This is a genomic window from Gelidibacter maritimus, assembly GCF_014062315.1.
Taxonomy (GTDB): Bacteria; Bacteroidota; Bacteroidia; order Flavobacteriales; family Flavobacteriaceae; genus Gelidibacter; species Gelidibacter maritimus.
The window spans coordinates 173,805-198,951 of record NZ_JACGLT010000001.1; the positions used below are offsets into that span (position 1 = coordinate 173,805).

General features: G+C 38.0%; 19 protein-coding genes. 4 read left to right on the forward strand and 15 right to left on the reverse strand.

From position 1 onward, the window contains the following. Nucleotides 1–29 precede the first annotated feature (29 nt). The 5 genes from H3Z82_RS00780 to H3Z82_RS00800 form a co-directional block, all read right to left on the reverse strand. Nucleotides 30–383: a four helix bundle protein gene (locus H3Z82_RS00780; RefSeq protein ID WP_182201971.1), complete on the reverse strand. Its 354-nt coding sequence runs from the start codon at nucleotides 381–383 to the stop codon at nucleotides 30–32. A gap of 32 nt (nucleotides 384–415) precedes the next feature. Further along, on the reverse strand, nucleotides 416–1,609 hold the full coding sequence (locus H3Z82_RS00785; RefSeq protein WP_182201972.1) for an acetyl-CoA C-acyltransferase: 1,194 nt from the start codon (nucleotides 1,607–1,609) through the stop codon (nucleotides 416–418). Between the two features lie 30 nt (nucleotides 1,610–1,639). Next, a complete protein-coding gene (locus H3Z82_RS00790; protein WP_182201973.1) occupies nucleotides 1,640–1,996 on the reverse strand; it encodes a four helix bundle protein in 357 nt (118 codons plus the stop codon). A 114-nt stretch (nucleotides 1,997–2,110) separates the two neighbouring features. Continuing rightward, nucleotides 2,111–4,504: a 3-hydroxyacyl-CoA dehydrogenase/enoyl-CoA hydratase family protein gene (locus H3Z82_RS00795; protein ID WP_182201974.1), complete on the reverse strand. Its 2,394-nt coding sequence runs from the start codon at nucleotides 4,502–4,504 to the stop codon at nucleotides 2,111–2,113. A 4-nt stretch (nucleotides 4,505–4,508) separates the two neighbouring features. After that, nucleotides 4,509–4,961 carry a MarR family winged helix-turn-helix transcriptional regulator gene (locus H3Z82_RS00800; protein WP_182201975.1) on the reverse strand — a complete coding sequence of 151 codons (453 nt, stop codon included), beginning with the start codon at nucleotides 4,959–4,961 and terminating at the stop codon, nucleotides 4,509–4,511. Nucleotides 4,962–5,146: 185 nt separating this feature from the next. On the opposite strand from H3Z82_RS00800, the gene H3Z82_RS00805 reads away from it, so the two are divergent. Then, nucleotides 5,147–7,081: an LTA synthase family protein gene (locus tag H3Z82_RS00805; protein ID WP_182201976.1), complete on the forward strand. Its 1,935-nt coding sequence runs from the start codon at nucleotides 5,147–5,149 to the stop codon at nucleotides 7,079–7,081. 30 nt (nucleotides 7,082–7,111) lie between these two features. Here the strand turns inward: H3Z82_RS00805 and H3Z82_RS00810 are convergent, their stop codons facing one another. The 3 genes from H3Z82_RS00810 to H3Z82_RS00820 all read right to left on the reverse strand — a co-directional run bounded on the left by H3Z82_RS00810 (nucleotide 7,112) and on the right by H3Z82_RS00820 (nucleotide 14,243). After that, a complete protein-coding gene (locus H3Z82_RS00810) occupies nucleotides 7,112–8,884 on the reverse strand; it encodes an AMP-dependent synthetase/ligase (RefSeq protein ID WP_182201977.1) in 1,773 nt (590 codons plus the stop codon). Between the two features lie 122 nt (nucleotides 8,885–9,006). Next, nucleotides 9,007–12,714: a phosphoribosylformylglycinamidine synthase gene (gene purL / locus H3Z82_RS00815; RefSeq protein ID WP_182201978.1), complete on the reverse strand. Its 3,708-nt coding sequence runs from the start codon at nucleotides 12,712–12,714 to the stop codon at nucleotides 9,007–9,009. 317 nt (nucleotides 12,715–13,031) lie between these two features. Beyond that, entirely contained in the window at nucleotides 13,032–14,243 is a 1,212-nt protein-coding gene (locus tag H3Z82_RS00820; RefSeq protein ID WP_182201979.1) for an RsmB/NOP family class I SAM-dependent RNA methyltransferase, read from the reverse strand. A 154-nt stretch (nucleotides 14,244–14,397) separates the two neighbouring features. On the opposite strand from H3Z82_RS00820, the gene H3Z82_RS00825 reads away from it, so the two are divergent. After that, nucleotides 14,398–15,444 (forward strand): WD40/YVTN/BNR-like repeat-containing protein, encoded by a 1,047-nt coding sequence (locus tag H3Z82_RS00825; protein ID WP_182201980.1) that lies wholly within the window; start codon nucleotides 14,398–14,400, stop codon nucleotides 15,442–15,444. A 94-nt stretch (nucleotides 15,445–15,538) separates the two neighbouring features. Here H3Z82_RS00825 and H3Z82_RS00830 read toward each other — a convergent pair whose 3' ends face one another. The 7 genes from H3Z82_RS00830 to H3Z82_RS00860 all read right to left on the reverse strand — a co-directional run bounded on the left by H3Z82_RS00830 (nucleotide 15,539) and on the right by H3Z82_RS00860 (nucleotide 23,043). Next, a complete protein-coding gene (locus H3Z82_RS00830; RefSeq protein WP_182201981.1) occupies nucleotides 15,539–15,985 on the reverse strand; it encodes a hypothetical protein in 447 nt (148 codons plus the stop codon). After that, nucleotides 15,982–16,506: a hypothetical protein gene (locus tag H3Z82_RS00835; protein ID WP_182201982.1), complete on the reverse strand. Its 525-nt coding sequence runs from the start codon at nucleotides 16,504–16,506 to the stop codon at nucleotides 15,982–15,984. Before H3Z82_RS00835 ends, H3Z82_RS00830 begins: the two co-directional genes overlap by 4 nt. A 33-nt stretch (nucleotides 16,507–16,539) precedes the next feature. Further along, nucleotides 16,540–17,082: an RNA polymerase sigma factor gene (locus H3Z82_RS00840; RefSeq protein WP_182201983.1), complete on the reverse strand. Its 543-nt coding sequence runs from the start codon at nucleotides 17,080–17,082 to the stop codon at nucleotides 16,540–16,542. Nucleotides 17,083–17,878: 796 nt separating this feature from the next. Continuing rightward, nucleotides 17,879–19,705: an ABC transporter ATP-binding protein gene (locus H3Z82_RS00845; RefSeq protein WP_182201984.1), complete on the reverse strand. Its 1,827-nt coding sequence runs from the start codon at nucleotides 19,703–19,705 to the stop codon at nucleotides 17,879–17,881. Beyond that, nucleotides 19,706–21,433, reverse strand: coding sequence for a phospho-sugar mutase (locus H3Z82_RS00850; protein ID WP_182201985.1), 1,728 nt, complete (start codon nucleotides 21,431–21,433; stop codon nucleotides 19,706–19,708). An 80-nt stretch (nucleotides 21,434–21,513) separates the two neighbouring features. Beyond that, complete coding sequence (locus H3Z82_RS00855) at nucleotides 21,514–22,461, reverse strand: glycosyltransferase family 2 protein (protein ID WP_182201986.1); 948 nt, start codon at nucleotides 22,459–22,461, stop codon at nucleotides 21,514–21,516. 57 nt (nucleotides 22,462–22,518) lie between these two features. After that, nucleotides 22,519–23,043, reverse strand: a complete 525-nt coding sequence (locus H3Z82_RS00860; protein WP_182201987.1) for a DUF4199 domain-containing protein — start codon at nucleotides 23,041–23,043, stop codon at nucleotides 22,519–22,521. Between the two features lie 239 nt (nucleotides 23,044–23,282). On the opposite strand from H3Z82_RS00860, the gene H3Z82_RS00865 reads away from it, so the two are divergent. Both H3Z82_RS00865 and H3Z82_RS00870 read left to right on the forward strand, forming a co-directional pair. Beyond that, complete coding sequence (locus H3Z82_RS00865; protein ID WP_182201988.1) at nucleotides 23,283–23,534, forward strand: type B 50S ribosomal protein L31; 252 nt, start codon at nucleotides 23,283–23,285, stop codon at nucleotides 23,532–23,534. Nucleotides 23,535–23,729: 195 nt separating this feature from the next. Next, nucleotides 23,730–24,905, forward strand: a complete 1,176-nt coding sequence (locus H3Z82_RS00870; protein ID WP_182201989.1) for a GlmU family protein — start codon at nucleotides 23,730–23,732, stop codon at nucleotides 24,903–24,905. Nucleotides 24,906–25,147: the final 242 nt, after the last annotated feature.

A 25,147-nucleotide genomic window follows, 5' to 3' on the forward strand; every position in this document is an offset into this window, starting at 1 on the left:
TTATAAGTATCAAGAGCCAGGAGCCAAGACTAAAGATTTAGTCCCGATTGAAATCTTGAAATCATTTTTTGAATATGTGTTATTTTTTGTTCTAATTCTTTAAATTTTTCTTCTGATAAATAGTTTTCATTGAATGCTACTATCAATTGTGTTTCCCACTCGAACGCTGAGCCTAAACTGTCTTCAAGATATTTATTGAAATGCTTATCAGTGCTTTTGCTTGAACCTTCAGATATATTTGAAGGAATTGATATAGCACATCTATTCATTTGTGACACCAAAACGAATCTTTCAAAATCAGGAAACGTCCGGGTTAATTTGTAATTATCTTTAACCAAACTAATACCTTCCTGCCAAATTTTTAACTTTTTGAAGTTGTGCATAGTCTTGCCTCTTGGTTCTAAAAGTCCTGATTCTATTTTAGAAATTCAAATACCCCACAAGCCCCTTGTCCTGTACCAACGCACATCGTGACAGCCCCATATTTTCCTTGCATATTGCGTTTGCGCATCTCATCAAATAGCTGCACCGATAATTTTGCACCAGTACACCCTAGTGGATGGCCCAACGCAATGGCGCCTCCGTTGACATTGACGATGTCTGGATTCAAATTGAGTTCTCTGATTACTGCTATGGATTGCGATGCAAATGCCTCGTTTAATTCAATTAATTCCAAATCCTTCTGTTCCAAACCTGCCAGTTTTAATGCTTTTGGAATGGCTTTTACTGGACCGATACCCATAATGCGAGGTTCGACACCCACAGCGGCATAATTGACTAAGCGCGCAATTGGCTCAAGATTCAATTCCTTGACCATAGCTTCACTCATAACCATTACAAAGGCCGCACCGTCACTCATTTGTGATGAATTTCCAGCCGTAACACTGCCGTTTGCAGCAAATACCGGACGTAATTTTGCCAGCACTTCTATGCTTGTACCAGCTCTTGGACCTTCATCTTTGGTAACTGTATAGGATTTGGTCGCTTTTTTACCTTTTGCATCTACATAAGTTTGATCGACCGTGATAGGTACAATCTGATCTTGAAAACGATTTTCGGCTTGTGCTCTTAAAGCCTTCATGTGAGAATTGTAGGCAAATTCATCTTGGTCTTCACGAGATACTTTAAACTGGTTGGCAACAGCTTCTGCCGTATTTCCCATGCCCCAGTAATAGCTTTCGTGACCAGATTTAACGATGTCATAGTTCAATTCTGGCTTGAATCCGGTCATTGGTACCGAACTCATGCTTTCGGCACCTCCTGCAATGATACATTCGGCCATACCAGATTGAATTTTTGCAGTCGCCATGGCAATGGTCTCTAATCCTGAAGAACAAAAACGATTGACCGTCACTCCTGGCACATCAACACTGTCCAAACCAATCAACGAAATAAATCGTGCCATGTTCAAGCCTTGCGAGCCTTCTGGCATGGCGTTGCCCACCATCACATCATCAATTCGTTTCACATCAAGATTTGGTAAATCTTTCATCATGTGCTGGATGGTTTCAGCACCCAATTCATCGGCTCTTTTAAATCGGAACACACCTTTTGGTGCTTTCCCAACTGCGGTTCTGTATGCTTTTACTATGTAAGCTTGTTTGCTCATAATTTGTATTAAGATTTTGAGTATTAAGTATTAAGACTTTTTGAGTGTTCTTTGAAGAGAATAATTCATTTTACTAACTTCAAGTACCTCATTAATAATTGGTCTTACTTTATCTTCGGTTATTAAATCTAATCTTTTAGACAAGTATAATTGTGTTAGTAATTCAAATGATGATCCATTAGCAATTCCTAAGAACTGCGTAAATTCTCCATTTGTGTTTCTTCCTGCTCCTTCAGCGATATTTGAAGGAATAGAAATTGCACTTCTTCTAAGCTGAGAAGTCAATCCATATTTCTCTTCTTCAGGGAAATTCTCAGTGGCTCGATAGCAGTTTTCAGTAATATCCATTGCTTTTTGCCATATTTTTAACTCTTCGAATCTGTGCATGTTACTGGTATTAAGATATTAGTATTAAGTGAATTTTGTTCTATTTAAATGCATTATGAATTCCATAATCGATGTGTTTTATGATTAACCGTCTTTGTTCTTAATACTTTGTACTTAGTTCCGTAAAGGCTTGCCCGTTTTCAACATATGCTGAATTCTTTCCAAAGTTTTTCTTTCTGTACAAAGTGACAAAAATGCTTCACGTTCCAAATCCAATAAATACTGCTCATTGACCAACGTTGGTTCTGATAAGTCACCTCCAGCCATGACATAAGCTAATTTATTTGCGATTTTTCGATCGTGTTCACTGATGTAATTGCTGTCTTCCATGGAGTCTGTTCCAACCATAAACATCCCGAGGGCTTGTTTTCCAAGCACTTTAATATCATTGCGTTTAACCGGTTGAGTATACCCAGCATCGGCCAAGAGTTGAGCGTGTGCTTTGGCAGTTGCCAATTGTCTGTCTTTATTGACAACGACAATATCTTTTCCTTTCTGAAGAATTCCTAAGTCGAAAGCTTCATAAGCAGAAGTGGATACTTTAGCCATCGCAACAGTCAAGAAATACTCTTGCAACGTATTCAACTCAACATCACCTTTTCTAAAAGTATCTTGGGCCCGGAGCGCCATTTCTTTAGAGCCGCCTCCACCAGGAATTACACCAACACCAAACTCTACCAGTCCGATATAGGTTTCTGCAGCAGCAACTACTTTATCAGCGTGCATGGATAATTCACAACCTCCACCAAGAGCCATACCGTGAGGTGCAGCAACAGTTGGGATTGCCGAGTAACGCATGCGCATCATCGTGTCTTGGAAATATTTGATGGCCGTATTGAGCTCATCGTACTCTTGCTCGGCTGCCATCATGAATATCATTCCGATATTGGCACCTACCGAGAAGTTGGCTGCTTGGTTGCCAACCACCAAACCTGCGAAATCTTTTTCAGCAAGGTCGATTGCTTTGTTCAACCCAGAAAGCACATCGCCGCCAATCGTATTCATTTTAGATTGGAATTCCACATTTAAGATGCCGTCTCCTAAATCTTCAACAACGACGCCTGAGTTCTTGTAAACTTCTTTTGACTTACGTATGTTATCCAAGATGATAAACGCATCCTGTCCGGGTACTTTTTCTTGTTTTTTGGATGGAATGTCGTAAAAGAACGTATTTCCCTCTTTAACAGTGTAAAATGATTTGTTCCCAGATTCCAGCATCTCATTGACCCAAGCGGCTGGTTCAAGATTTTCTGCTTTCATCAATTCAATACCTTTCTCAACACCAACAGCATCCCAAATTTGGAAAGGACCATGTTCCCAGCCAAAACCGGCTTTCATGGCATCATCTATTTTATAAAGTTCATCGGTGATTTCCGGAATTCTGTTAGAAACATAAGCAAACATCGCTGCAAAATTCTTTCTGTAAAACTCTCCGGCTTTATCTTTTCCTGAAATTAAAATCGGAAAACGATCAATGACTTTGTCAACGGTTTTAGTCAGTTCTAAGGTGGCAAATCGTGCTGATTTTCGATCTCTATATTCAAGTGTATTTAAATCCAAGGTTCTAATATCCTTGCCTTCCTTTTTATAAAAGCCTTGACCGGTTTTACTTCCAAACCATTTGTTTTCCACCATTTTATTGATGAAATCTGGAAGTTTAAAAAGCTCGTGCGCTTCATCCTCCGGGCAATTTTCATAAATGCCATTGGCAACATGCACCAAAGTATCTAGACCAACAACGTCAACGGTTCTGAAGGTGGCCGATTTAGGACGACCAATAACTGGCCCAGTCAACTTATCAACTTCTTCAACAGTCAAGTCCATTTCCTTAACTTGGTGGAAAAGGCTTTGAATTCCGAATATTCCAATACGATTTCCGATAAAGGCCGGGGTATCTTTTGCAATAACTGAAGTTTTTCCAAGGAATTTTTCGCCATAATTGTTCAGGAAATCCAATACATCCTGAGATGTTTTTGGTCCAGGAATAATTTCAAATAATTTCAAGTAACGCGCAGGGTTGAAAAAGTGAGTTCCGCAGAAATGCTTTTGGAAATCTTCACTTCGACCTTCACTCATAAAATGGATCGGAATCCCTGATGTGTTTGAGGTAATCAAAGTACCTGGAGTTCTGTGTTTTTCAAGTTTTTCAAAAACTTGTTTCTTAATGTCCAAGCGCTCTACAACAACCTCCATGATCCAGTCGACATCTTTTACTTTGGCAATGTCATCTTCAAGGTTACCAGTGGTGATCCGGCTGGCGAACGATTGGTGATAAATAGGTGAGGGCTTCGATTTTAGGGAGGCAGTCAAAGAATCGTTAACAATTCTGTTTCTAACAGCTTTGTCCTCTAAGGTCAGACCTTTAGCTTTTTCAGCATCATTCAATTCTCTTGGAACAATATCAAGAAGTAATACGTCAACACCGATATTGGCAAAGTGACATGCAATACCGCTTCCCATAATCCCAGAGCCTATAATGGCTACTTTTTTTATTCTACGTTTGCTCATATTATTATAAACTATTTTCTTTTTGGTTGTATATATTTTTATTGGAGATCATATTATTGATGATTTCGGCTACCTCATAAAAATGCTGTAACTGTTCCTCTGATGTATTTTTACGTATGGCCTCATTAAAAGTCAGTACTTTTTCTTTAGAGTAAGCTCGTTTTTTCTTTCCAAAATCGGTTAAAAAAATCAAAACGCCACGTCCGTCTTCAGGATTGGGACGCCGCTCAATCAAACCACGTGCTTCCATCGACTTTAAGGTTCTGGATAGACTTGTGGCTTCCATGCCCATTTTAGGACCCATTGCGGTTGAAGGTGTGCCTTTTTCGGGATCAATGCTTAGTAGTGCGAAGCCTGTCGCCATTGTACTGTCAAACTTTGAAGCTTCTTCGTTGTACATTTTAGTAACCGCTAACCAAGTGGTTCTAAGAACATAATCAATGGTTTTATCTTTCATTGTATTTCATAAGGATTCCAAATATACAAAAATTTACTATGCACGCATAATAAATTAAAAATATTTTTTATGAATTATATTTCAGATTCCAATTCATTTATGAAGACTTTTAAATCTTCCTTATCGAAATTGGTTAAACAGTTATTTGTACTTTTGCGCAATTATTAACATTACATTTGTTTTGCATGAAGTTGTTCTTTAGGAAACAGGAATATTTAATTCTACTTTACCGTCTGTTTTTAGCATATGTCTTTTATTTTATTGCAAGGGTTTTGTTCTTCTTCTATAACTATGATGTTTTGGAAGTCCATTCTGTTGGCGAGTTTTTTAAACTGTCTTATTATGGCTTGGCATTTGATACGGCGGCTATATTGTATGTCAATAGTCTGTTTATTGTACTGTCCCTTTTGCCACTTCGTTTGACCGTTTCTTCCTGGTATCAAAAATTAGTGTTCTACGTTTATTTTGTGACCAATTTGATCGGTTATGCCTTCAATTATGTGGATTTTATTTACTACAAATTTAATTTCGCGAGAACAACGCTATCGGTTTTGGAAGTCGTAGAAAATGAAGCCAATAAAACAGCCATGTTTTTTAGATTTATGGTGACTTATTGGCACGTGTATCTGCTTTTTGTTTTAGTAAGCATGCTATGGATCTTTCTATATAAACGCGTCAAACTGAAACCATCGGCCCACCGATTGTCAACCGTTACTTATTATATGTCTTCTTTGATTGGTTTTGTGGTCATTGCTACCTTGATAGTGGGCGGTATTAGAGGAGGCGATTTCAAAAAAAGCACGCGTCCCATCAATTTGGTAGATGCCAGTAAGCATGTCAAAAAAATGGAACAGGCAGATTTGGTACTTAATACCACATTTGCATTTATCAGGACCTTTGGAAATAATAGCTTTAAGAAAGTAAATTATGATATTTCCGATGAAGAAATTCAATTCTACATCAAACCCATTAAACAGTACGCTAATTATGAGTCAACAAAACCGAATATTATCGTCATCATTACCGAAAGTATGGGTAGGGAATATTTGGGGGCTTTTAATAAGGACATTGGAGTGGAAAACTATGTAAGCTACACGCCATTTTTAGACTCCTTGGCACAACACAGTCTTATTTTTCCAAATGCTTTTGCCAACGGCGCGAAGTCTATTCATGGGATGTCTTCTGTTTTGGCAGGGATCCCATCCTTTGTGGACGCCTTTACATCTTCAAGCTATTCCAATCAGAAGATCCAGAGTTTGGTTTCTGTTTTGAACGATTTGGATTATGATACGTCCTTTTTTCATGGTGCACCCAACGGCTCGATGGGTTTTTTGGGCTTTAGTAATATTTTGGGATTCGATCATTATTATGGGATGGAAGAGTATGGTAACGACGATGATTTTGATGGCAGTTGGGGCATTTGGGACGAGCCCTTTTTACAGTACATGAAATCTACTTTAGATCAAAAACAGCAACCATTTTTTGGCACTGTTTTTACAGTATCATCACATGAACCCTTCAAAATACCTAAAGAATACGACGGTAAATTTCCAAAGGGACATGTTAAAATGCACGAACCTGTTGGCTATACAGATTATGCGTTTAAAGAATTCTTTAATGCTGCTAAGAAGGAGCCGTGGTTTGACAATACCATATTTGTCCTTACTGCCGATCATCCTAACCAGGTGTATTATGATGAGTATAACAAGGTCATCAATAGGCGTGCGGTACCGATCCTGTTTTATAAGCCGGATGGAAGTTTAATAGGTGTAGATAATGAATTGGCACAACAAATAGATATTTATCCTACTTTAATGGACCTCATAGGATACGATAAGCCTTTTAGGAGTTGGGGTAGGAGTCTGGTTTCAGATGATGGTGTTGTGCCGTTTGCAATCAACCATAACGCAGCTCAATACCACATGTTAAGAGGGAACTATATCTGTACTTTTGATGGCAAGCGCGCTACTGGCTTTTACGATATCAACGATAAAAGTCTTGAGAACAATTTGATTGCCAATAGAACGCCTGAAATGGATGAAACCGAAAAAGCCTGCAAAGCATTTTTGGAGGATTATTTTGAGCGGATTGTTGATAAGAAGTTGAGCTTGGATAAATAAAAAAAGCTTCGGTTTAGGAAGCTCTTTTGTTTACGGTCGATATATCTTTTCAATAAGATCTTTGTACATGTTTTTAATGATTTTCCGTTTCATTTTCATGGTTGGCGTTAGTTGACCCCCTTCAATGGACCAAATATCGGGCGTTAATTCAAATTTCTTTATTTGTTCCCATTTTCCAAAATGCTCATTGGTATTATCAATTTCCTTTTGAATTCGCGCCAATACGACATCTGATTTTATAATGGACTTATTATCCAATGCAACGTCTTTGTCTTTATGTTTGATCCACTCTTTAATAAATTCAAAATTTGGCTGAATCAGCGCAGCAGGCATTTTTTCACCTTCCCCGATGATCATGATTTGTTCTATAAATCGGGACTGCTTTAATTCATTTTCCAATAGCGCTGGAGCTACATATTTTCCTCCCGAGGTTTTGAACATTTCTTTCTTACGATCAGTGATTATTAAAAAGCCATCGTCATCTATTTCCCCAATGTCGCCAGTATGAAAATAATCGCCGGTCATGACGGACTTTGTTTGTTCAGGTTCGTTAAAATAGCCCAGCATGATATTAGGGCCTTTTACCAAAATTTCCCCGTCCTCAGCAATTTTCACCTCCACATTATCAATGATTTTTCCAACAGTGCCCACTTTGAATCCTCTGTTTCTCATGTCGTTTACTGAAATTACCGGAGAAGTTTCTGTTAATCCATAACCTTCCATGATTGGCATTTCGGCAGCGGCAAAAGTTCGTGTCAATCGCGGTTGCAAAGCTGCACTTCCAGAAACCATCATATCCAATTGACCTCCAAGACCCTCTTTCCATTTGCTGAAAATAAGTTTTCTTGCAAGTTTGAGCTGCACTTCATACCACCATCCGTTGGCGCCATAAGGCTCATATTTGAGTCCGAGATCAATGGCCCAGAAAAATAATTTCTTTTTGATGCCGGTCAATTCACCTCCTTTGGCAACAATTTTATCATATACCTTCTCATAAAGTCGCGGTACCGCTGTCATCACATTCGGTTTGACTTCCTGAAGGTTTTCACTCATTTTCTCAATGGATTCAGCAAAATATATTTCCACGCCACAATATTGGTACAGGTATAAAATCATACGTTCAAAAACATGGCAAACAGGCAGAAAACTTAAAGCCTTAGATTTTCCGTATTCAAAAGGGACGCGTTTCTTGCTGTCCAAAACATTGGACACCAGGTTGTTGTGCGAAAGCATAACGCCTTTTGGCTTTCCTGTAGTTCCAGAAGTATAGATTAAAGTGGCTAAATCGTGCGGTTTCACTGCCGTCATACAAGCGTCTACTTCATGTTGATTGCTCTCGTCTTTACCTAATTCTAAAATGTCATTCCAACTTTTCTCACCCTTGATATCATCAAAAGTATAGACAGCTTTCAGTTTGGTGTTTGCTTTGATGGCATTTATTTTTGCCAACACCTCTTCATCCGAAACAAAACAGATTATTGAACCGGAATGGTTGAGGATATATTCGTAATCAGATTCAGAAATTGTAGGATAAATAGGTGTGTTTTGCGCCCCTATTTGCAAAATACCAATATCCATTACGTTCCATTCAGTTCTATTATTGGATGAGATAACCGCTATTTTATCGTTAGGTTTAACCCCTAGGCGCAACAAACCTCTGCTAATGGCATTGGCTTGATCAATATATTCTTGAGTGGAAATTGAGGTCCATTTCCCGTCATATTTTGTTGTTAATGCTTTCTCAAGGCTGTAATGTTTTAATTGATACCTTGGAAAATCAAAAATTCTGGTAACGTCAGTCATTAGTTATATGAAGTTTAGGTTATGCAAAGTATGAAAATAAATAGGATATTCAAATGAGGACATAAAAAAAGGGGCTTTTAATAATAAAAACCCCTTTATATTCCTAATGTGGCAACTGATCTCTATTGGTTTTCAATCCATTTGCGAGCATTGACAAAAGCTTCCAACCAAGGCGAGATTTCATCCTTTCTGCCATCTGGATAATACGGCCAGTTCCATTGGAAGATTGATCGCTCAATATGCGGCATGGTCACTAAATGTCTACCAGTTTTATCGCACATCATTGCCGTGTTAAAATCGGAACCATTTGGATTTGCTGGATAGGCGTCATAACCATATTTGGCCACGATATTATAGTGTTCCTGAGAGAGCGGAAGTTTAAATTTACCTTCGCCGTGCGAAATCCAAACACCAAGGGTGCTCCCAGCCAAACTTGATAACATCACCGAATTGTTTTCCTGTATTTTTACAGAACTAAAACCACTTTCGTGCTTATTGGACGTATTATACGTCAATTTACCATGAGTTTCATGTTCCGGATTTACCAAGCCCAATTCCATCCATAACTGTGCGCCATTGCAAATGCCAACAGACAGGGTATCTTCTCTTTTGAAGAAATTCTTTAAGGCGAGATTGGCTTTTTCGTTGTATAAAAATGCACCGGCCCATCCTTTTGCAGACCCTAAAACATCCGAGTTTGAAAACCCTCCAACGGCACCAATAAATTGAATGTCTTCCAAAGTTTCACGACCTGAAATCAAATCGGTCATGTGCACGTCTTTGACATCAAATCCTGCCAGGAACATGGCGTTTGCCATCTCGCGCTCAGAGTTGGAGCCTTTCTCTCTTAAAATAGCTGCTTTAGGGCGTGCTTTATGGTCAAGTCGCGACTTGACCATACCTTCCAATTTTCCTGTGAAATGCTCTGGAAATTTATACTGTAATGGCTGATTTTTATAGTTTTCAAAGCGAGCCTTTGCCAAGCCGTTTGCGGTTTGCTTTTGATCGAGTAGGAAAGAGGTTTTATACCACATGTCACGCAACTTCGAAACGGTCATGCTAAACACATCGCTTCCATTGAGGATATTTAGGAAAGCGCCTTCAACCACCTTTCCGATCTTGAAAAACTCAATATGGGCATCGGTTAGTATTTTTTCTGCTGAAGTGTCCTTGGTTTGAAAAACGATTCCTGCATTTTCAGCAAAAAGTAATTTGAAAGAATCCTTTTCTCCGATGTCGGTCAGGTCAAATTCTGCACCCAAATTGTTATCGGCAAAACACATTTCCAATAAGGTGGTAATGAGTCCCCCAGAAGCCACATCATGTCCTGCAACTATTTGCTCATCTTTAATTAAGCCTTGAATCGTATTAAATACATTTTTCACATAGTTTGCATTCTGTACCGTTGGCGTTTCGTTACCTATTTTATTCAAGATTTGTGCAAAAGAGCTACCGCCCAATTTAAATCCATCCTGAGAAAGGTTGATATAATAGATGTTTCCTGCATTTTTATTTAAGACAGGTTCGACAACCTTAGTAATGTCGCTACAGTGTGCTGCTGCCGAAATAATGACGGTGCCAGGAGAAATAACCTCTTCTTTTGGATATTTCTGCTTCATGGAAAGTGAATCCTTTCCTGTTGGAACGTTGATGCCCAGATCAATGGAAAATTCAGAAACGGCTTTTACAGCGCTATAAAGTCGGGCATCCTCACCTTCGTTTTTACAAGGCCACATCCAGTTGGCTGAAAGTGAAACACTTTGTAAACCGTCTTTTAAAGGTGCCCAGATCATGTTTGTAAGTGCTTCTGTAATTCCATTTCTACTGCCTGCAATTGGATCTATCAAGCCCGAAATAGGAGAGTGACCTACCGAAGTGGCAACACCTTCTTTTCCTTGATAATCTAAGGCCATAACGGCAACATTATTAAGTGGTAATTGAAGCGGTCCGGCACACTGTTGTTTCGCAACCTTACCGCCCACGCAACGGTCCACTTTATTGGTCAGCCAATCTTTACAGGCAACAGCCTCCAATTGCAATAATTGGTCTAAATAATCGTAAAACTTATCCTTTTGATAGGAGACAGCGTCGTAATTTCTGCTGATGGTTTTATCTGTCATGATCGTTTTTGGAGAGCTTCCAAACATATCATTGATTTCCAAGTCCATTGGTTTTTTACCTGTGGTCATGGATTCAAAAGTAAATCGGTGGTTTCCGGTAACGTCTCCAACGGTGTATATTGGCGAACGCTCGCGGTCTGCTATCTTTTGTAGTGTTTCTAAATGTTTCTCTGCAATGACCAAGCCCATACGCTCCTGAGATTCATTGCCGATAATTTCTTTTGCAGAAAGTGTTGGATCGCCGACTGGTAATTTGTCCAAATCGATCAACCCACCGGTATCTTCAACCAGTTCACTTAAACAATTCAAATGGCCACCGGCACCGTGATCATGAATGGAAACAATATGGTTTTCTTCACTTTCAACCATACCTCGAACCGCATTGGCGGCACGTTTTTGCATTTCCGGATTGGAACGTTGAACGGCATTCAGTTCGATACCCGTTGAGAATTCACCAGTATCAGCGGATGATACGGCGGCGCCACCCATCCCAATTCGGTAGTTTTCACCCCCAAGGATGACCACTTTATCACCAACCTTAGGTGTGTCTTTTAAGGCTTGATCAGCTTTTCCGTAACCAATACCTCCAGCTTGCATGATGACTTTGTCGTAACCAAGTTTACGTGGTGATCCTTCAGTTGTAGACATTGTGACATCTGAACTTTCATCATGTTCAAAAGTCAAAACGGAACCACAAATTAGCGGTTGGCCAAATTTGTTACCAAAGTCTGAGGCACCATTACTGGCCTTAATTAAAATATCCATTGGGGTTTGATACAACCACGGACGGGCTTTCATCTTCTGTTCCCAAGAACGGTCAGCCTCCAATCGTGAATAAGCCGTCATATAAACTGCTGTTCCCGCTAATGGCAAAGAGCCTTTCCCGCCAGCCAATCGATCTCTGATTTCTCCTCCTGAACCTGTAGCAGCACCGTTAAAAGGCTCTACCGTAGTTGGGAAATTATGCGTTTCTGCTTTTAAAGAAATAACGGATTCAAAGTCTGAGGTTTTATAAAAATCAGGTTTGTCGGCTGTTTTTGGTGCAAATTGTTCAACGACCGGACCTTTTACAAAAGCGACGTTGTCTTTGTATGCCGAAACAATAGTATTTGGGTTTTTATTCGAAGTTTCACGAATCATCTTGAAAAGAGAGTGCTCCTTTTCATCACCATCAATCACAAAAGGACCATTGAAAATCTTATGGCGACAATGTTCGCTATTGACTTGCGAGAATCCGAAGACTTCTGAGTCGGTCAGCTTTCTGCCGATCTTTTTGGAAATCCCTTCTAGATAGTCGATTTCCTCCTCATTCAAAGCCAAACCTTCTTGTTGGTTGTACGCCGAAATATCATCGATATTGACGATAGGCTCCGGTTGGATATGAATGGTGAATGACTCTTGATTGATCCCCTTATATTTTTCAGAGATCATTGGGTCAAAGTCTTTAAAATCTTCAGTTACAGACTGAAATTCTTCTATACGGATGATATCGGAAATGCCCATGTTCTGCGTAATTTCAACAGCATTCGTACTCCAGGGCGTAATCATGGCAGCACGGGGGCCAACAAAAAAAGCATCGAGAGATGCTTGTTCAATTTTAGGTTGGTTGCCAAATAACCATACCAATTTATCAATGGTTTCTGTTGTTAATTCTTTTGTGGCTTGAACAGCAAATACCTTGCTATTTTGGTTTCCGAAGAAATGAATCATTATGTCTTAGTTTATGCCTGACTTTTTGGACAGACAGTTTGTATTTTGAAAGAGCAAAATTAGTCTTTTTTAAGGATATTATTTAGAAACTATTCATAAATAAATGTGGCTTCCACTTCAATAAGATTAGTCACCAAAGTGAAACCAGCATTAAAAATCTATTGACCAAAATCAATAGAACTATTAGATAATTTTTGATACCTATGTTTTAGACTAATAAGAGCATGATTACGTGCTAAATTACTCCGATTGTAATTAGAGAATTTATATTAAAACTGCCTACTGATAACATAGTTTATGCTTCACCACTCAATGCCTTACTTTTTCTGTAAGAGTGCCATATAAAACCCATCAAAACCAGAGGTGTGAGCCAATATCTTGTTATCTTTTACAAACTTAAAACCCTGTCCCGCTTCTGAATCTAAAAACGCTTTTACTTGATCTTGGTTTTCAGATGGCAATATCGAGCAAGTTGCATAAACCATCTGCCCGCCTGATTTGACCATTCTTGAATATTGTTGGAGGATCTCCTGTTGGGTTATCTTTATTTGCTCAATGAACTCAGGTTGCAGTTTCCATTTGGCATCCGGATTTCTACGCAATACGCCCAAACCAGAACACGGTGCGTCTATTAAAACGCGATCGGCCGTGTCATAGAGTTTTTTGATGACCTTGGTCGAGTCGATAGCTCTTGTTTCTACATTGAAAACACCGTTGCGTTTGGCGCGTCGTTTAAGTTCGTTGAGCTTGTTTCCATAGATATCCAAAGCAATAACCTGGCCTTTATTTTCCATTAATGCGGCAAGATGCAAGGCTTTTCCACCGGCACCGGCACAGGCATCCACCACACGCATTCCTGGCTCAACATTTAAAAACTGTCCTACCAATTGTGATGAGGCATCCTGAACTTCAAAATGTCCATCTTTAAAAGCCTCCGTTTGAAACACGTTGGCGCGCTCTTTTAATTTTAAGGCATCGGGATAGTTTGGAATAAAATCGGTTTCAATATCCAGGTCGAATAACACGGCTTGCAACTTCTCTTTGGTCGTTTTTAAGGTATTCACCCTCAAAATCACATCAGCTTGTTCATTTAATGCGCTGATTTCCTTGGTCCATACGTCATTGCCCAATTCTTTTTCACCCAATTCGTCCAGCCAATCAGGAATGGATTCCTTGAACTTTCTGATTTTGGAAAGTTCATCAAACCGTCCTTTTATTTTTCTGGTAGGCGTGTTCTCAAAATACGGCCAATCAGGAAGTTTAATTCCTCTTAGGGTTGCCCAAACGGCAAACAATCTCCAAATATTATCTCTATCAAATGGCTCCTTTACTTCTGCTATTTCGGCATATAAGCGCTTCCACCTCACAATGTCATAAGTGGTTTCTGCAACAAAAGCGCGATCCCGGGCACCCCAGCGTTTGTCGCGTTTTAAAAGTTGCTGGATGACCTTATCCGCATATTGGCCCTCATTAAAAATCAACATCAGTCCATCAATAACTGCAAAAGATATATTTCGGTGTAATCTCATTGTTTAATTTTGTTAATTGTTTGTCGTTAGATTGAACGACTGCAAGCTTTTCTATAAAAATTGCGACTGCAAAGTTACATTAAAATGCCACGACTGCGCGACTATTTTATATTTTTGATTCTAAATCGATTATCTTTCGGCAAAAAATGTGACCATGCGAATATTGACCAGTCTATTATTGTTAACAGCAATTTTATCTTGTAAACAAAAAGAAACACCTATCAAGCCTGAAATCTCCTCAGTTGAGATTGAAGAGATTTTTAAAGACAGTACATTAAGTATTAGAGCGATTGATGTTGCTTCGGATAAAAGTTTAGCTTTTGCTGCCAACAACGGCGTTTTTGGATTGTATAATCCTCAAACTGACGAGTGGGCAACGGCAACACAAAATTATGACACTTTAAATCTGCAGTTTAGAGCGGTGGCAAGGACATCCAATGACTTTTTTATGTTGAGTGTAGAGAATCCTGCATTATTATTTAAGACAGGAGAAAATGGTGAAATGGAAGTGGTTTATAAAGAGGAACATGAAAAGGTGTTTTATGATGCCTTGAGTTTTTGGAATTCAGAAGAGGGTATTGCCATAGGAGACCCGATTGATGGCTGTATGAGCATAATCATCACCCGAGATGGTGGCGAAACTTGGACTAAACTACCTTGTGAAGTCTTGCCGAAAAGCATGGAAGGTGAGGCTGCGTTTGCAGCTAGCAATACCAACATTGCTATAGTAGGTAACAAAACCTGGGTAGCTACTGGTGGGAAAACGAGTAGAATATTATTTTCTGGTGATAAAGGCAAGTCTTGGGAGGCATCTGGAACACCAATGGTCAATGGTGAAAACACGACAGGCATATATTCCGTTGATTTTTATGATGAAACTAATGGTTTTGCAATTGGTGGAGACTATACCAAACCAGATGAAAGCAAGGCCAATAAGATGCGAACTTCAGATGGCGGAAAAACTTGGCAATTGGTTGGTGATGGAGAAGAACCAGGTTATCGAAGCTGTGTGCAATATGTTCCGAATAGTCAAGGGAAGAAGCTTGTAGCCATCGGTTTTAAAGGCATTGACTATTCTTCGGATTCCGGTAGTACTTGGAACCATTTAAGCGATGAAGGATTTTACACCCTCCAATTCTTAAATGATACTGTGGCTTATGCCGCTGGCAAGGGGAGAATAGCACGATTGAAATTTCAATAAAACAAAAGAAATCTCAATAAAAAAAAATCCAATTTCCAATTATTTAGTATTGGAATTTGGAATTTTTAGTTTTCGAAATTTGAGATCTTAATTATTATTTTCCATGTGGATCACCATGACGCTTTCGGTATTCCTGGAGCATTTTTCGGTTGAATTCATCCTCAGTTGTTCTTAACTGAAGAATTTTCTTTGCAGGCAATACATTTTGCTTCAACAGAGTTTCAATAAAATCGATTCTCAAATTCTCTCTGTTTCTTTCAAATTTTATGAGATCATTCAGCGCAATTTTGGCTTCTGCTTCAGTGATGTTGTCCGAAATCTGTTTACGTTTTTCATAGCCAAGCCTACGTTGATTATCTTTTTCAGTTTCGTAGGCATTGTAAATAGGCCAAAATTTTTGGGCTTCGGTCTGGGTCAATGCCAAACGCTCAGTAATAAAAGCTACTTTAAGCGATTTTATTCTTTCCCTTTTATCAGAGTTCTGTGAGAATGTTGACCAAGAGGTCAAAATCATCAAAAATATAAACGTTATTTTTTTCATTTTCCAAATATTAAATCTTCGAGAGAGGTGTGGTTAAGAAGGTAATTTTCTAAGGATTCTTCTGTAAGTGTTGTGGATACAAAGTTATCTATATTCAATTCATCATCATCCAAATAGGATGCAATATCATAATCATTGAGGTTTTCATTATTAAGATAGGCTTCTATTGAAGCTGTTTCAACCTGATTGATGGATAAAGGGTCGTCTGATTTTAAAACTAAAGTAAACAACAGCAATAAAGTGGCCGCCACACCTGAAATAACCATAGCACTTCGCCACGATATTAATGGGACGATTTTAGATTTTGCTGATGACTCACCGTCCGCACTTAAACGAGCTTGTAGATGTGTGTCAAACGCTTCAAAATAATTTTCTGGAACAGTGTAACCAGGATCTTTTATAGTAGCCATCTCGTCTTGAACGGCCATTTTATCCATTAGGCGCTTCTCAAAAGAATCAAAATAAGAATCAGGGATCGTAAACCCTGTCTCTTTGATATTATGTAACTGACTTTTCTTCATGCTATTACTAAGACTTTTAAATTATAAAAAGGTTTAATCGTCGGTTAAATAAGCCTCTATTTTTTTTACGGCAATATGGTAAGAGGCTTTTAGGGCCCCCTCACTGGTCTCTAAAATTTCTGACATGTCAGCGTATTTTAAATCGTCAAAATACCGCATGTTGAACACCAATTTCTGTTTTTCAGGCAAGGTGGCAATGGCTTTTTGCAGTTTCAATTGAATCTCATCGCCCTCAAAGTAAACATCGGCCTCAAGGTTATTAATGGTATGATCATGTAACTCCTGACTGCCAATACTCTTTAATTTTGAATTGCGTTTTAAATGCGTCAAGGCTTCATTGGTGGCAATACGATAGATCCAAGAGAATAGTTTGCTCTCACCCTTAAAACCGTGGATGTTTTTATAAACCTTAATAAAGGTATTTTGTAAAACATCATCCGCATCGTCATGGCTTACCACAATTTTTCGAATATGCCAATATAACCGTTCCTTATATAGCGTGAGCAATTCCTTAAAAGCGGAATCTTTGGTGACCTTAGATGTTAATCTTAAAATGAGTTCTTCGTCGCTATGCACAAAAACGTTTTTTAATAAGACGGTTGAAGATATGAAAAGTTTAATGCAATTATTTAAAATTTATTCCAACAATCGATTTTAATTCCCCAAGCATTGTCTCGATTTAAAAGATATCTTCCCAGATATACCTAATGGACTTGTCCTTACTTACCAATCGAATGGACCCCAAGATTTTTGGTTCAAAATAACTTTATTGATAATCAGTTATTTAGGAGAAATAATATCGATAAGGTGTTAAAATTATCGATGAATTGCATTTTTTTCTTGGTTAGTAAGATAAAAAGTAATAGGTTTGTACCTACCTAACCTACTTATTTGTTAATGACTTTATGGGCATTGACGCAAAATTGAAAAGGATGCGCATTGGTAGTGGCATCCTTTTCTTATTAGTAAAACTCTGGTTTAAAAAAGGAGCAAAGCTCCGCATATAAAACAGATGGTTGAACTCATCTCCGCTTTTAGCAGGATAATTTACTTCTCTTTTATTTCCACCAATAGGATTTAATACCGATTATAATTTTAATGTCGCTTAAATGCTCCTTAAAAATTTATATCGGCATTATATCCTATAAAAATAAACACGATATTTAAAAATTTAATTGGCATAATACCTCAAGGCTTGCCTCGATTGAAAAGTCAATTCCTTATTCATACCTCGTGGGTTTGACAGAGGTTCTTGAATATTCATCAAGCTAATTTATCGATCTTTCTGACTGTATGTAGGCTGAACCAGATCGTAGAGCTGATCCTCGAGGTTTTCTGATTAACAGAATCTCAGTTGTAATAATTGATAGATCTACTCAAAACTTTGCATATCCACCAACATTTTGTAAACTCCATTTTTTTCAATGAGCTCATTGTGTTTACCTTGCTCAACAATTTCACCCTTTTGCATGACTACAATTTCATCGGCATTTTGGATGGTTGATAATCTATGGGCTATGACAACTGATGTTCTGTTACGCATCATATTTTCTAAGGCCGATTGAACTAGACGCTCACTTTCTGTATCTAAAGCTGATGTAGCTTCATCAAGGATCATGATTGGAGGATTTTTCAGGACCGCTCGAGCAATACTTAAGCGTTGTTTTTGACCTCCCGACAATTTATTTCCAGAGTCGCCAATATTGGATTCAATACCATTAGGAAGATCTTTTACAAACTCCCAGGCATTGGCAATTTTCAAGGCATCAATAACCTCCTCATCGGTAGCGTCTTGTTTGCCAATTTTAATATTGTTGGCAATGGTGTCATTAAATAAAATAGAATCTTGGGATACCACACCCAGCATGCTTCTTAATGAGGTTTTGGATAGGTCTTTAATGTCTATGCCGTCAATGGAAATGCTGCCTTCATTGACATCGTAAAATCTTGTAATCAAATTGGCAATGGTACTTTTACCGCTTCCGGATTGCCCAACAAGTGCCACAGTTTGTCCTTTTGGAACATTAAGGTTGAAATTTCTTAACACCAAATGATCATCGTACTTGAAGGAGATATTGTCGATTTTGATGTCAGATTCAAATTCATTTTTGATCACCGGGTTTTCAATTTCCTTAATGGTGTTTTCCGATTCCAAGAATTCCAGAATTCTATTGGCTGCACCATTTCCTTTTTTAACCCCATAACTAGCCTTGGCGATAGCCTTTGCAGGGGTAAGGATGTTATAGGCCAATGTAATGTATCCTATAAAAAAACTCGGATCCATGGAATTATCTATAAACACTAAATAACCACCATACACCAGAAGTATCCCTATTACGATGATGCCTAAGAATTCACTGACGGGAGATGCCAAATTTTGACGATTCAGCAGAGTATTGGAGTATCTGTAGTAACGTTCATTGGAGTCTTCAAATTTTTTGGCAAAAACATGTTCCACGTCAAAAGCTTTAATAATACGCAGGCCAGACATAGTTTCCTCAAGAATGGATAAGAATATACCCTGTTCTTGCTGAACTTTTAAAGAGCCTTTTTTAAGTGACTTGCCGATTTTTGAAATAATGAAACCCGAAATCGGGATAAATATAAAAACAAACAAGGTCAATTTGGCGCTCAAGATGAGCATGGCAATCAGTGAGAATAAAATGGTAAGCGGTTCTCTAACCACCATTTCCAAGACTGCTAAAAATGAGTTTTTAACCTCGTCTACATCCGCACTAACACGAGAAATGGTGTCGCCCTTGGTTTTTTCAGAATAGAAGGCAATTGGTAAGGTGACGATCTTATCGAATAATACATTCCGGATATCTTTTAAAACGCCATTTCTCAAAAAAGTAATATAGTACATGGCGAGATAATTGAAGAGGTTTTTTAAAAGAAACATACTGATAATGATCCCGACCATGAGCATAAGCACCTTAAAATCGCCATGCGTTTCAATTTTGTCAGCAATAAAAAAGTTGAGGTAATCTTCCACATAAGTTTTAATGCTCCCCAGGCCTTCAAATTGAGGTTCCGTAGCAACTTTGCGCTGGCCGCTGAAAATAACTTTAAAAACCGGAATTAAAGCAACGAAAGAAAGTGTGCTAAATAGCGCATAAAGAACGTTGAAAAATATATTGAGGTAAGCATGTTTTTTATACGGGATTATAAACCGATAAAACTTTTTTAAATACTCCATTTAGCTCAGGTTCATGTCTTTAAGTATGGCGTCAATTTTTTCCTGTAATTGACTATCAACAGCAGCATATTCTTCAATAGAAGATAATGGGGCATTAACGCTCATATAAAACTTAATTTTAGGCTCCGTACCACTTGGTCTCAAGGCTATTTTACTGCCATCTTCGGTATAGTAAATAATGACATTCGATTTAGGAATGGCGATGTTCTCATCGGTATTGCTGACAAAATTTCGCGCTTTTGAGGTTTGATAATCCTCAATTCTCGTTACTTTGGAACCATTGATTTCCTTTAACGGATTTTCTCTGGCGTCAATCATCATTTGCTTAATCTCCTGGGCGCCTTCCATGCCTTTTTTGGTTATTGCCACTAAATGTTCTTTATAAAGTCCGTGAGTAACGTAAAGCTGTAAAAGTGTCTCGTAAAATGAGCTGCCGTCTGCTTTTGCTTGTGCTTCTATTTCGCAAGCCAATAGGGTAGAGGTTACCGCATCTTTATCTCTAACAAAATCGCCCACCATAAACCCAAAGCTCTCTTCACCGCCTCCAATAAAGTCGAGCTCAGGAAAATCCTTGATCATTTTGGCAATCCATTTAAATCCGGTTAAGCCTTCTTTATATTCAACCCCGTAAGAGTTTGTCAAAACCTTAACCATTGGTGTGGAAACTATTGTGGAGCCTACAAATTCATTCCCATCTAGTTTGCCTTGTTTTTTCCATTGTCTTAATAAAAAATCGGTCATTACCAACATGGCCTGATTACCATTGAGAAGGATTAATTTACCTTCTAAATCTCTAACGGCTACCCCTAAACGGTCGCAGTCAGGATCTGTTCCGACAACAATATCTGCATTGACTTTTTCTGCAAGCTCTAAAGCCATTTTGAGAGCTTCCGGTTCTTCAGGGTTTGGCGATTCTACCGTCGGGAAATCACCATCTGGCTCGGCTTGTTCTTTGACAACATGAACGTTTTTGTAACCTGCACGTTCCAACGTTTCAGGAATGGTAACTATTGAAGTTCCATGAAGTGAAGTGAAGACAACAGTAATGTCATCTTTTGCTTTCTGATCGGTAAAGTTTCCATTCTTTACTGATGCATTTATAAAAGCCTCATCCACTTCCTTACCAATGATTTTTATGAATTGTTCATTGGATTTAAAATTAATTTCGGAATATTCCAAACTGTTAATTTCAGTTACAATTTCAGCGTCTTGAGGCGGAACCAATTGGCCACCATCTTGCCAATAAACTTTAAAACCGTTATACTCTGGAGGGTTGTGGGATGCTGTTAAAACAATGCCACATTGACAACCCAGGTGTCTTACTGAAAATGATAATTCAGGGGTGGTGCGTAAATCTTCAAACAAATAAACTTGAATATTGTTTGCTGAAAATACATCGGCTACAACCTTAGCCAAAGTTTTACTGTTGTGACGACAATCGTAGGCAATGACCACCTTAGGCGTTTCGTTAGGAAACTGCTCGTGTAAGTAATTGCTCAGACCCTGTGTGTTTCGTCCAAGGGTATATTTATTGATACGATTGGTGCCAACGCCCATAATTCCACGCATTCCGCCAGTGCCAAATTCTAAATCCTTATAAAATGCTTCTTGAATTTCCTTAGGCTGAAAAGCGATACTGTCCTTGATTTTATCTTGTGTTTCTTTATCAAAAGTTGGTGTTAGCCAAGTGTTGATACGTTCTAAAATTTTTGGTTCAATGTGGATCATGGCGGTGTGATTAAAGTTAATATTACAAAAATAGGCAATTAAGCAAATGCTGGTCGATTAAAGACTATTAATTTAATGAGTTAAAAGTTCAATTCATCATGAACAAGATAACGTTTTCTGTCGTCTTTGTTGCGCAAAATAATTTCGCCCAAAAAGCCAGCGATAAAAAACTGTGTTCCAATTATCATCGTGGATAGTGCAATATAGAATTGTGGACGATCTGTAATCAGGCGTCCTGCCGTATTTAAAAAGAGTTTATCTATACCCAAATACAATGTAAAACCAAGTCCTATAATTAGCATTATTGCACCTAAGGCACCAAATAGATGCATTGGTCGTCTTGCAAAACGGGAAACAAACCAAATAGTCAACAAATCCAGAAACCCATGAATAAACCGATTCATACCAAATTTGGTAGTGCCGTATTTACGAGCTTGATGGCGGACTACTTTTTCGCCGATATTTGAAAACCCAGCGTTTTTGGCCAATACAGGGATATAACGATGCATTTCGCCGTGGACATCAATATTTTTTACAACGGTGAGGTTGTAGGCTTTAAGACCACAATTAAAATCGTTTAATTTCACTCCAGAGGTACTACGTGCTGCCCAATTAAAAAGCTTGGAAGGCAGGTTTTTAGAAAGCACAGCGTCGTAGCGTTTTTTCTTCCACCCTGAAACCATATCGTAATGCTCTTGGACAATCATCCTGTAGAGTTCGGGAATTTCTTCGGGACTATCCTGCAAATCGGCATCCATGGTGATGACTACATCGCCTTGCGCCTTTTCAAATCCGGCGTGAAGTGCTTGCGATTTGCCGAAATTCCGCATAAAACGAATGCCCTTAACATTCGGATCTTTTTCTGATAACTTTTTAATAATTTGCCATGAACCATCCGTACTACCATCATCAATAAAGATAATTTCATAAGAAAAATGATTGGACAGCATCACTTTTGCAATCCAATCATATAATTCAGTTAAAGACTCCTCTTCGTTGAGTAGTGGTATAACTACTGATATGTTCATTTAAATGGTTTCAAGTTGAGATGATTCAAAAGTAATAAAATAACTCCAAAGCAAGTTTTATTGTGTTTTCATTATTAAACCAGCAATAAGCGAATAAATAAGGGCAAAAAGACTACTCATAGCCACCCAAATAGCTCCCATTATCCAAGGATTGGCAAACATTTCAACAAATTTCATGCTTTGATCAAGCATCTCTTGAGTCATCTCAGGATTTTCTACAAGCATCTTATCTTTGGTCACATCCATCATTTGATTAACAAAATCAGGATCTATGACATAACTGAATATTAAAGAGTAGATGACAAATACTACGGCACTTATTACACCAATCAGTACACCTACCTTAAGTGCATCGCTTAAACTTAAGATGTTGGCATTTCGTTTTTTATACTGAGAAATCGCATAAAATATAACAATAGGAAAAACAAGATAATAGATAGCTGGAGGCCATTGCGCACCTTCTAGAGCTAAACCTGTTACATAAGTGAGGACAGAAATTACGACCATTATAAGTCCTAAGATCACGCCGTAATTCATTGCAAATTTCCCTGGAGGAAATTTTTCTGTTTCCATGATGTCCATAATAATTGGTTTAATTGGTTTATATATTAGTTAGTAAGCAAATATAGAAAAACGTTACAAACTAATATGAGATAAAATTGCATTCTTACGGGTTATAAGCGCTAATTTTACGCTGAAAATGGCAGCATAAAAATCAATACTTTGTAAAAAGTGAAAATTTAAACCAAATCTATTGTGCATTTGCAAAAAATACTTAAATTTGCACTTTCAAAAATTGAACGATTTTAAAGTATTTAGAGATGAAAAAAGGTATACATCCAGAAAATTATAGACTTGTAGCATTTAAAGACATGTCCAATGACGACGTGTTTATAAGTAAATCTACAGCTGATACAAATGAAACTATTGACGTTGATGGTGTTGAGTATCCACTTGTAAAAATGGAGATTTCAAGAACATCTCACCCGTTCTACACTGGTAAATCCAAGTTGGTAGATACTGCTGGTCGTATTGATAAGTTTAAAAACAAATACGCTAAATTCAAAAAGTAATTTAGTAACTAAAATAGTAAAAGCCTTCAGATATTTTCTGGAGGCTTTTTTGTTTTCTATAAATACACTACTTTTGAGCCTTGAAATTTTCGAAATCGAAATAGTTGTAAAATTAAAGAAAAGCATTTTCGCTCTTAATTCGAGATTTTGTCATTTGCTAAACTTTTCGATTCCTAACCAATTTTGTTTTAATACATGAACTACATCCTTTTTGACGGCCCTTTTAGAGATAATCTTTTACCTTTTACCTATACCCGACCAGTAGCCGATTTAAGAATAGGAATTTTGACTATTAGGGAAAAATGGGAAATGCATTTGGGATACACTACAACCACAATTACCGAAGATTACCTTTCGGAAAGATATCCGATGGTAGAATTGGATGAGAATATAATGATCAATGCATCTTATTTACCCAATAAAGAACTAGTGCACTTGGTGAAAAACCTTAATGAAAATCAAGCTATTTTCCAAGATGAAGATGTGATTGCCTTTTTTACGAAGGATGCCCAAGAAGATATTGATTTTAATTCTTTTGACGCCATTGAATACGACGGTGAAGCAATTAAAGTGGAGTATGTTTGGGATATATTCTCAAAAAATGGAGTGGCCATCCAAGAAGATTTCAATTTGGTAACAATTGGCAGGGATTCACAGCCAATTTCATCCACAAATAGTGTTATAGCCCCACATAATATCTTTCTGGAGGAGGGAGTGGTGATGGAGTTTGCCACCCTCAACGCTTCTAAAGGAGCGATTTATATTGGCAAGGACTCAGAAATAATGGAAGGTGCCATGATCAGAGGGCCATTTGCACTTTGTGAGCATTCTATTGTTAAAATGGGCGCTAAGGTTTATGGACCTACAACCGTTGGACCATATTCTAAAATAGGAGGAGAGGTTAACAATTCTGTTCTCTTTTCTCATGCCAATAAAGGCCACGAAGGATTTTTAGGAAATTCGGTTATAGGAGAATGGTGCAATTTGGGAGCTGATACCAATACTTCAAATCTTAAAAATAATTATGCTGAGGTTAGGGTTTGGGACTATGCTACCGAAAGTTTTCAGAAAACTGGATTGCAGTTTTGTGGCCTTATGATGGGCGACCACAGTAAATGTGGAATCAATACCATGTTCAATACAGGAACAGTAATTGGTGTGAGTGCAAATATCTTTGGAAGTGGTTATCCTAGAAATTTCATTCCAAGTTTTAGTTGGGGAGGTGCTTCCGGTTTCACAACTTTTCAAACCAATAAAGCTTTTGATGTGGCAAAAATGGTCATGGCAAGACGTCAAATAGAGTTTTGTGACATTGATAAAACCATTATGAATCATATCTTTGAGATTACTAGAAAGTTCAGAAGGGATTAACTTCGGCTGTATTAGATTAAGATATCTTGTTTTTTTACCAAAAATAAATTATCAGTTTTTCAATGTTATTGCTGGAGCGTCTGCTAAAGAACTATATTCTTGTGTTTAAGATTTAAAATCTCCAGTTATTGGTTATCCCCATAATTCAATATAATTTCTTATCCCAAAATTGTGTATGCTCGCACAACCATCTAAGTTGAAAAGCCTTGCAATCTTCTCAATTTAGTGGCTTAAATCTTCCA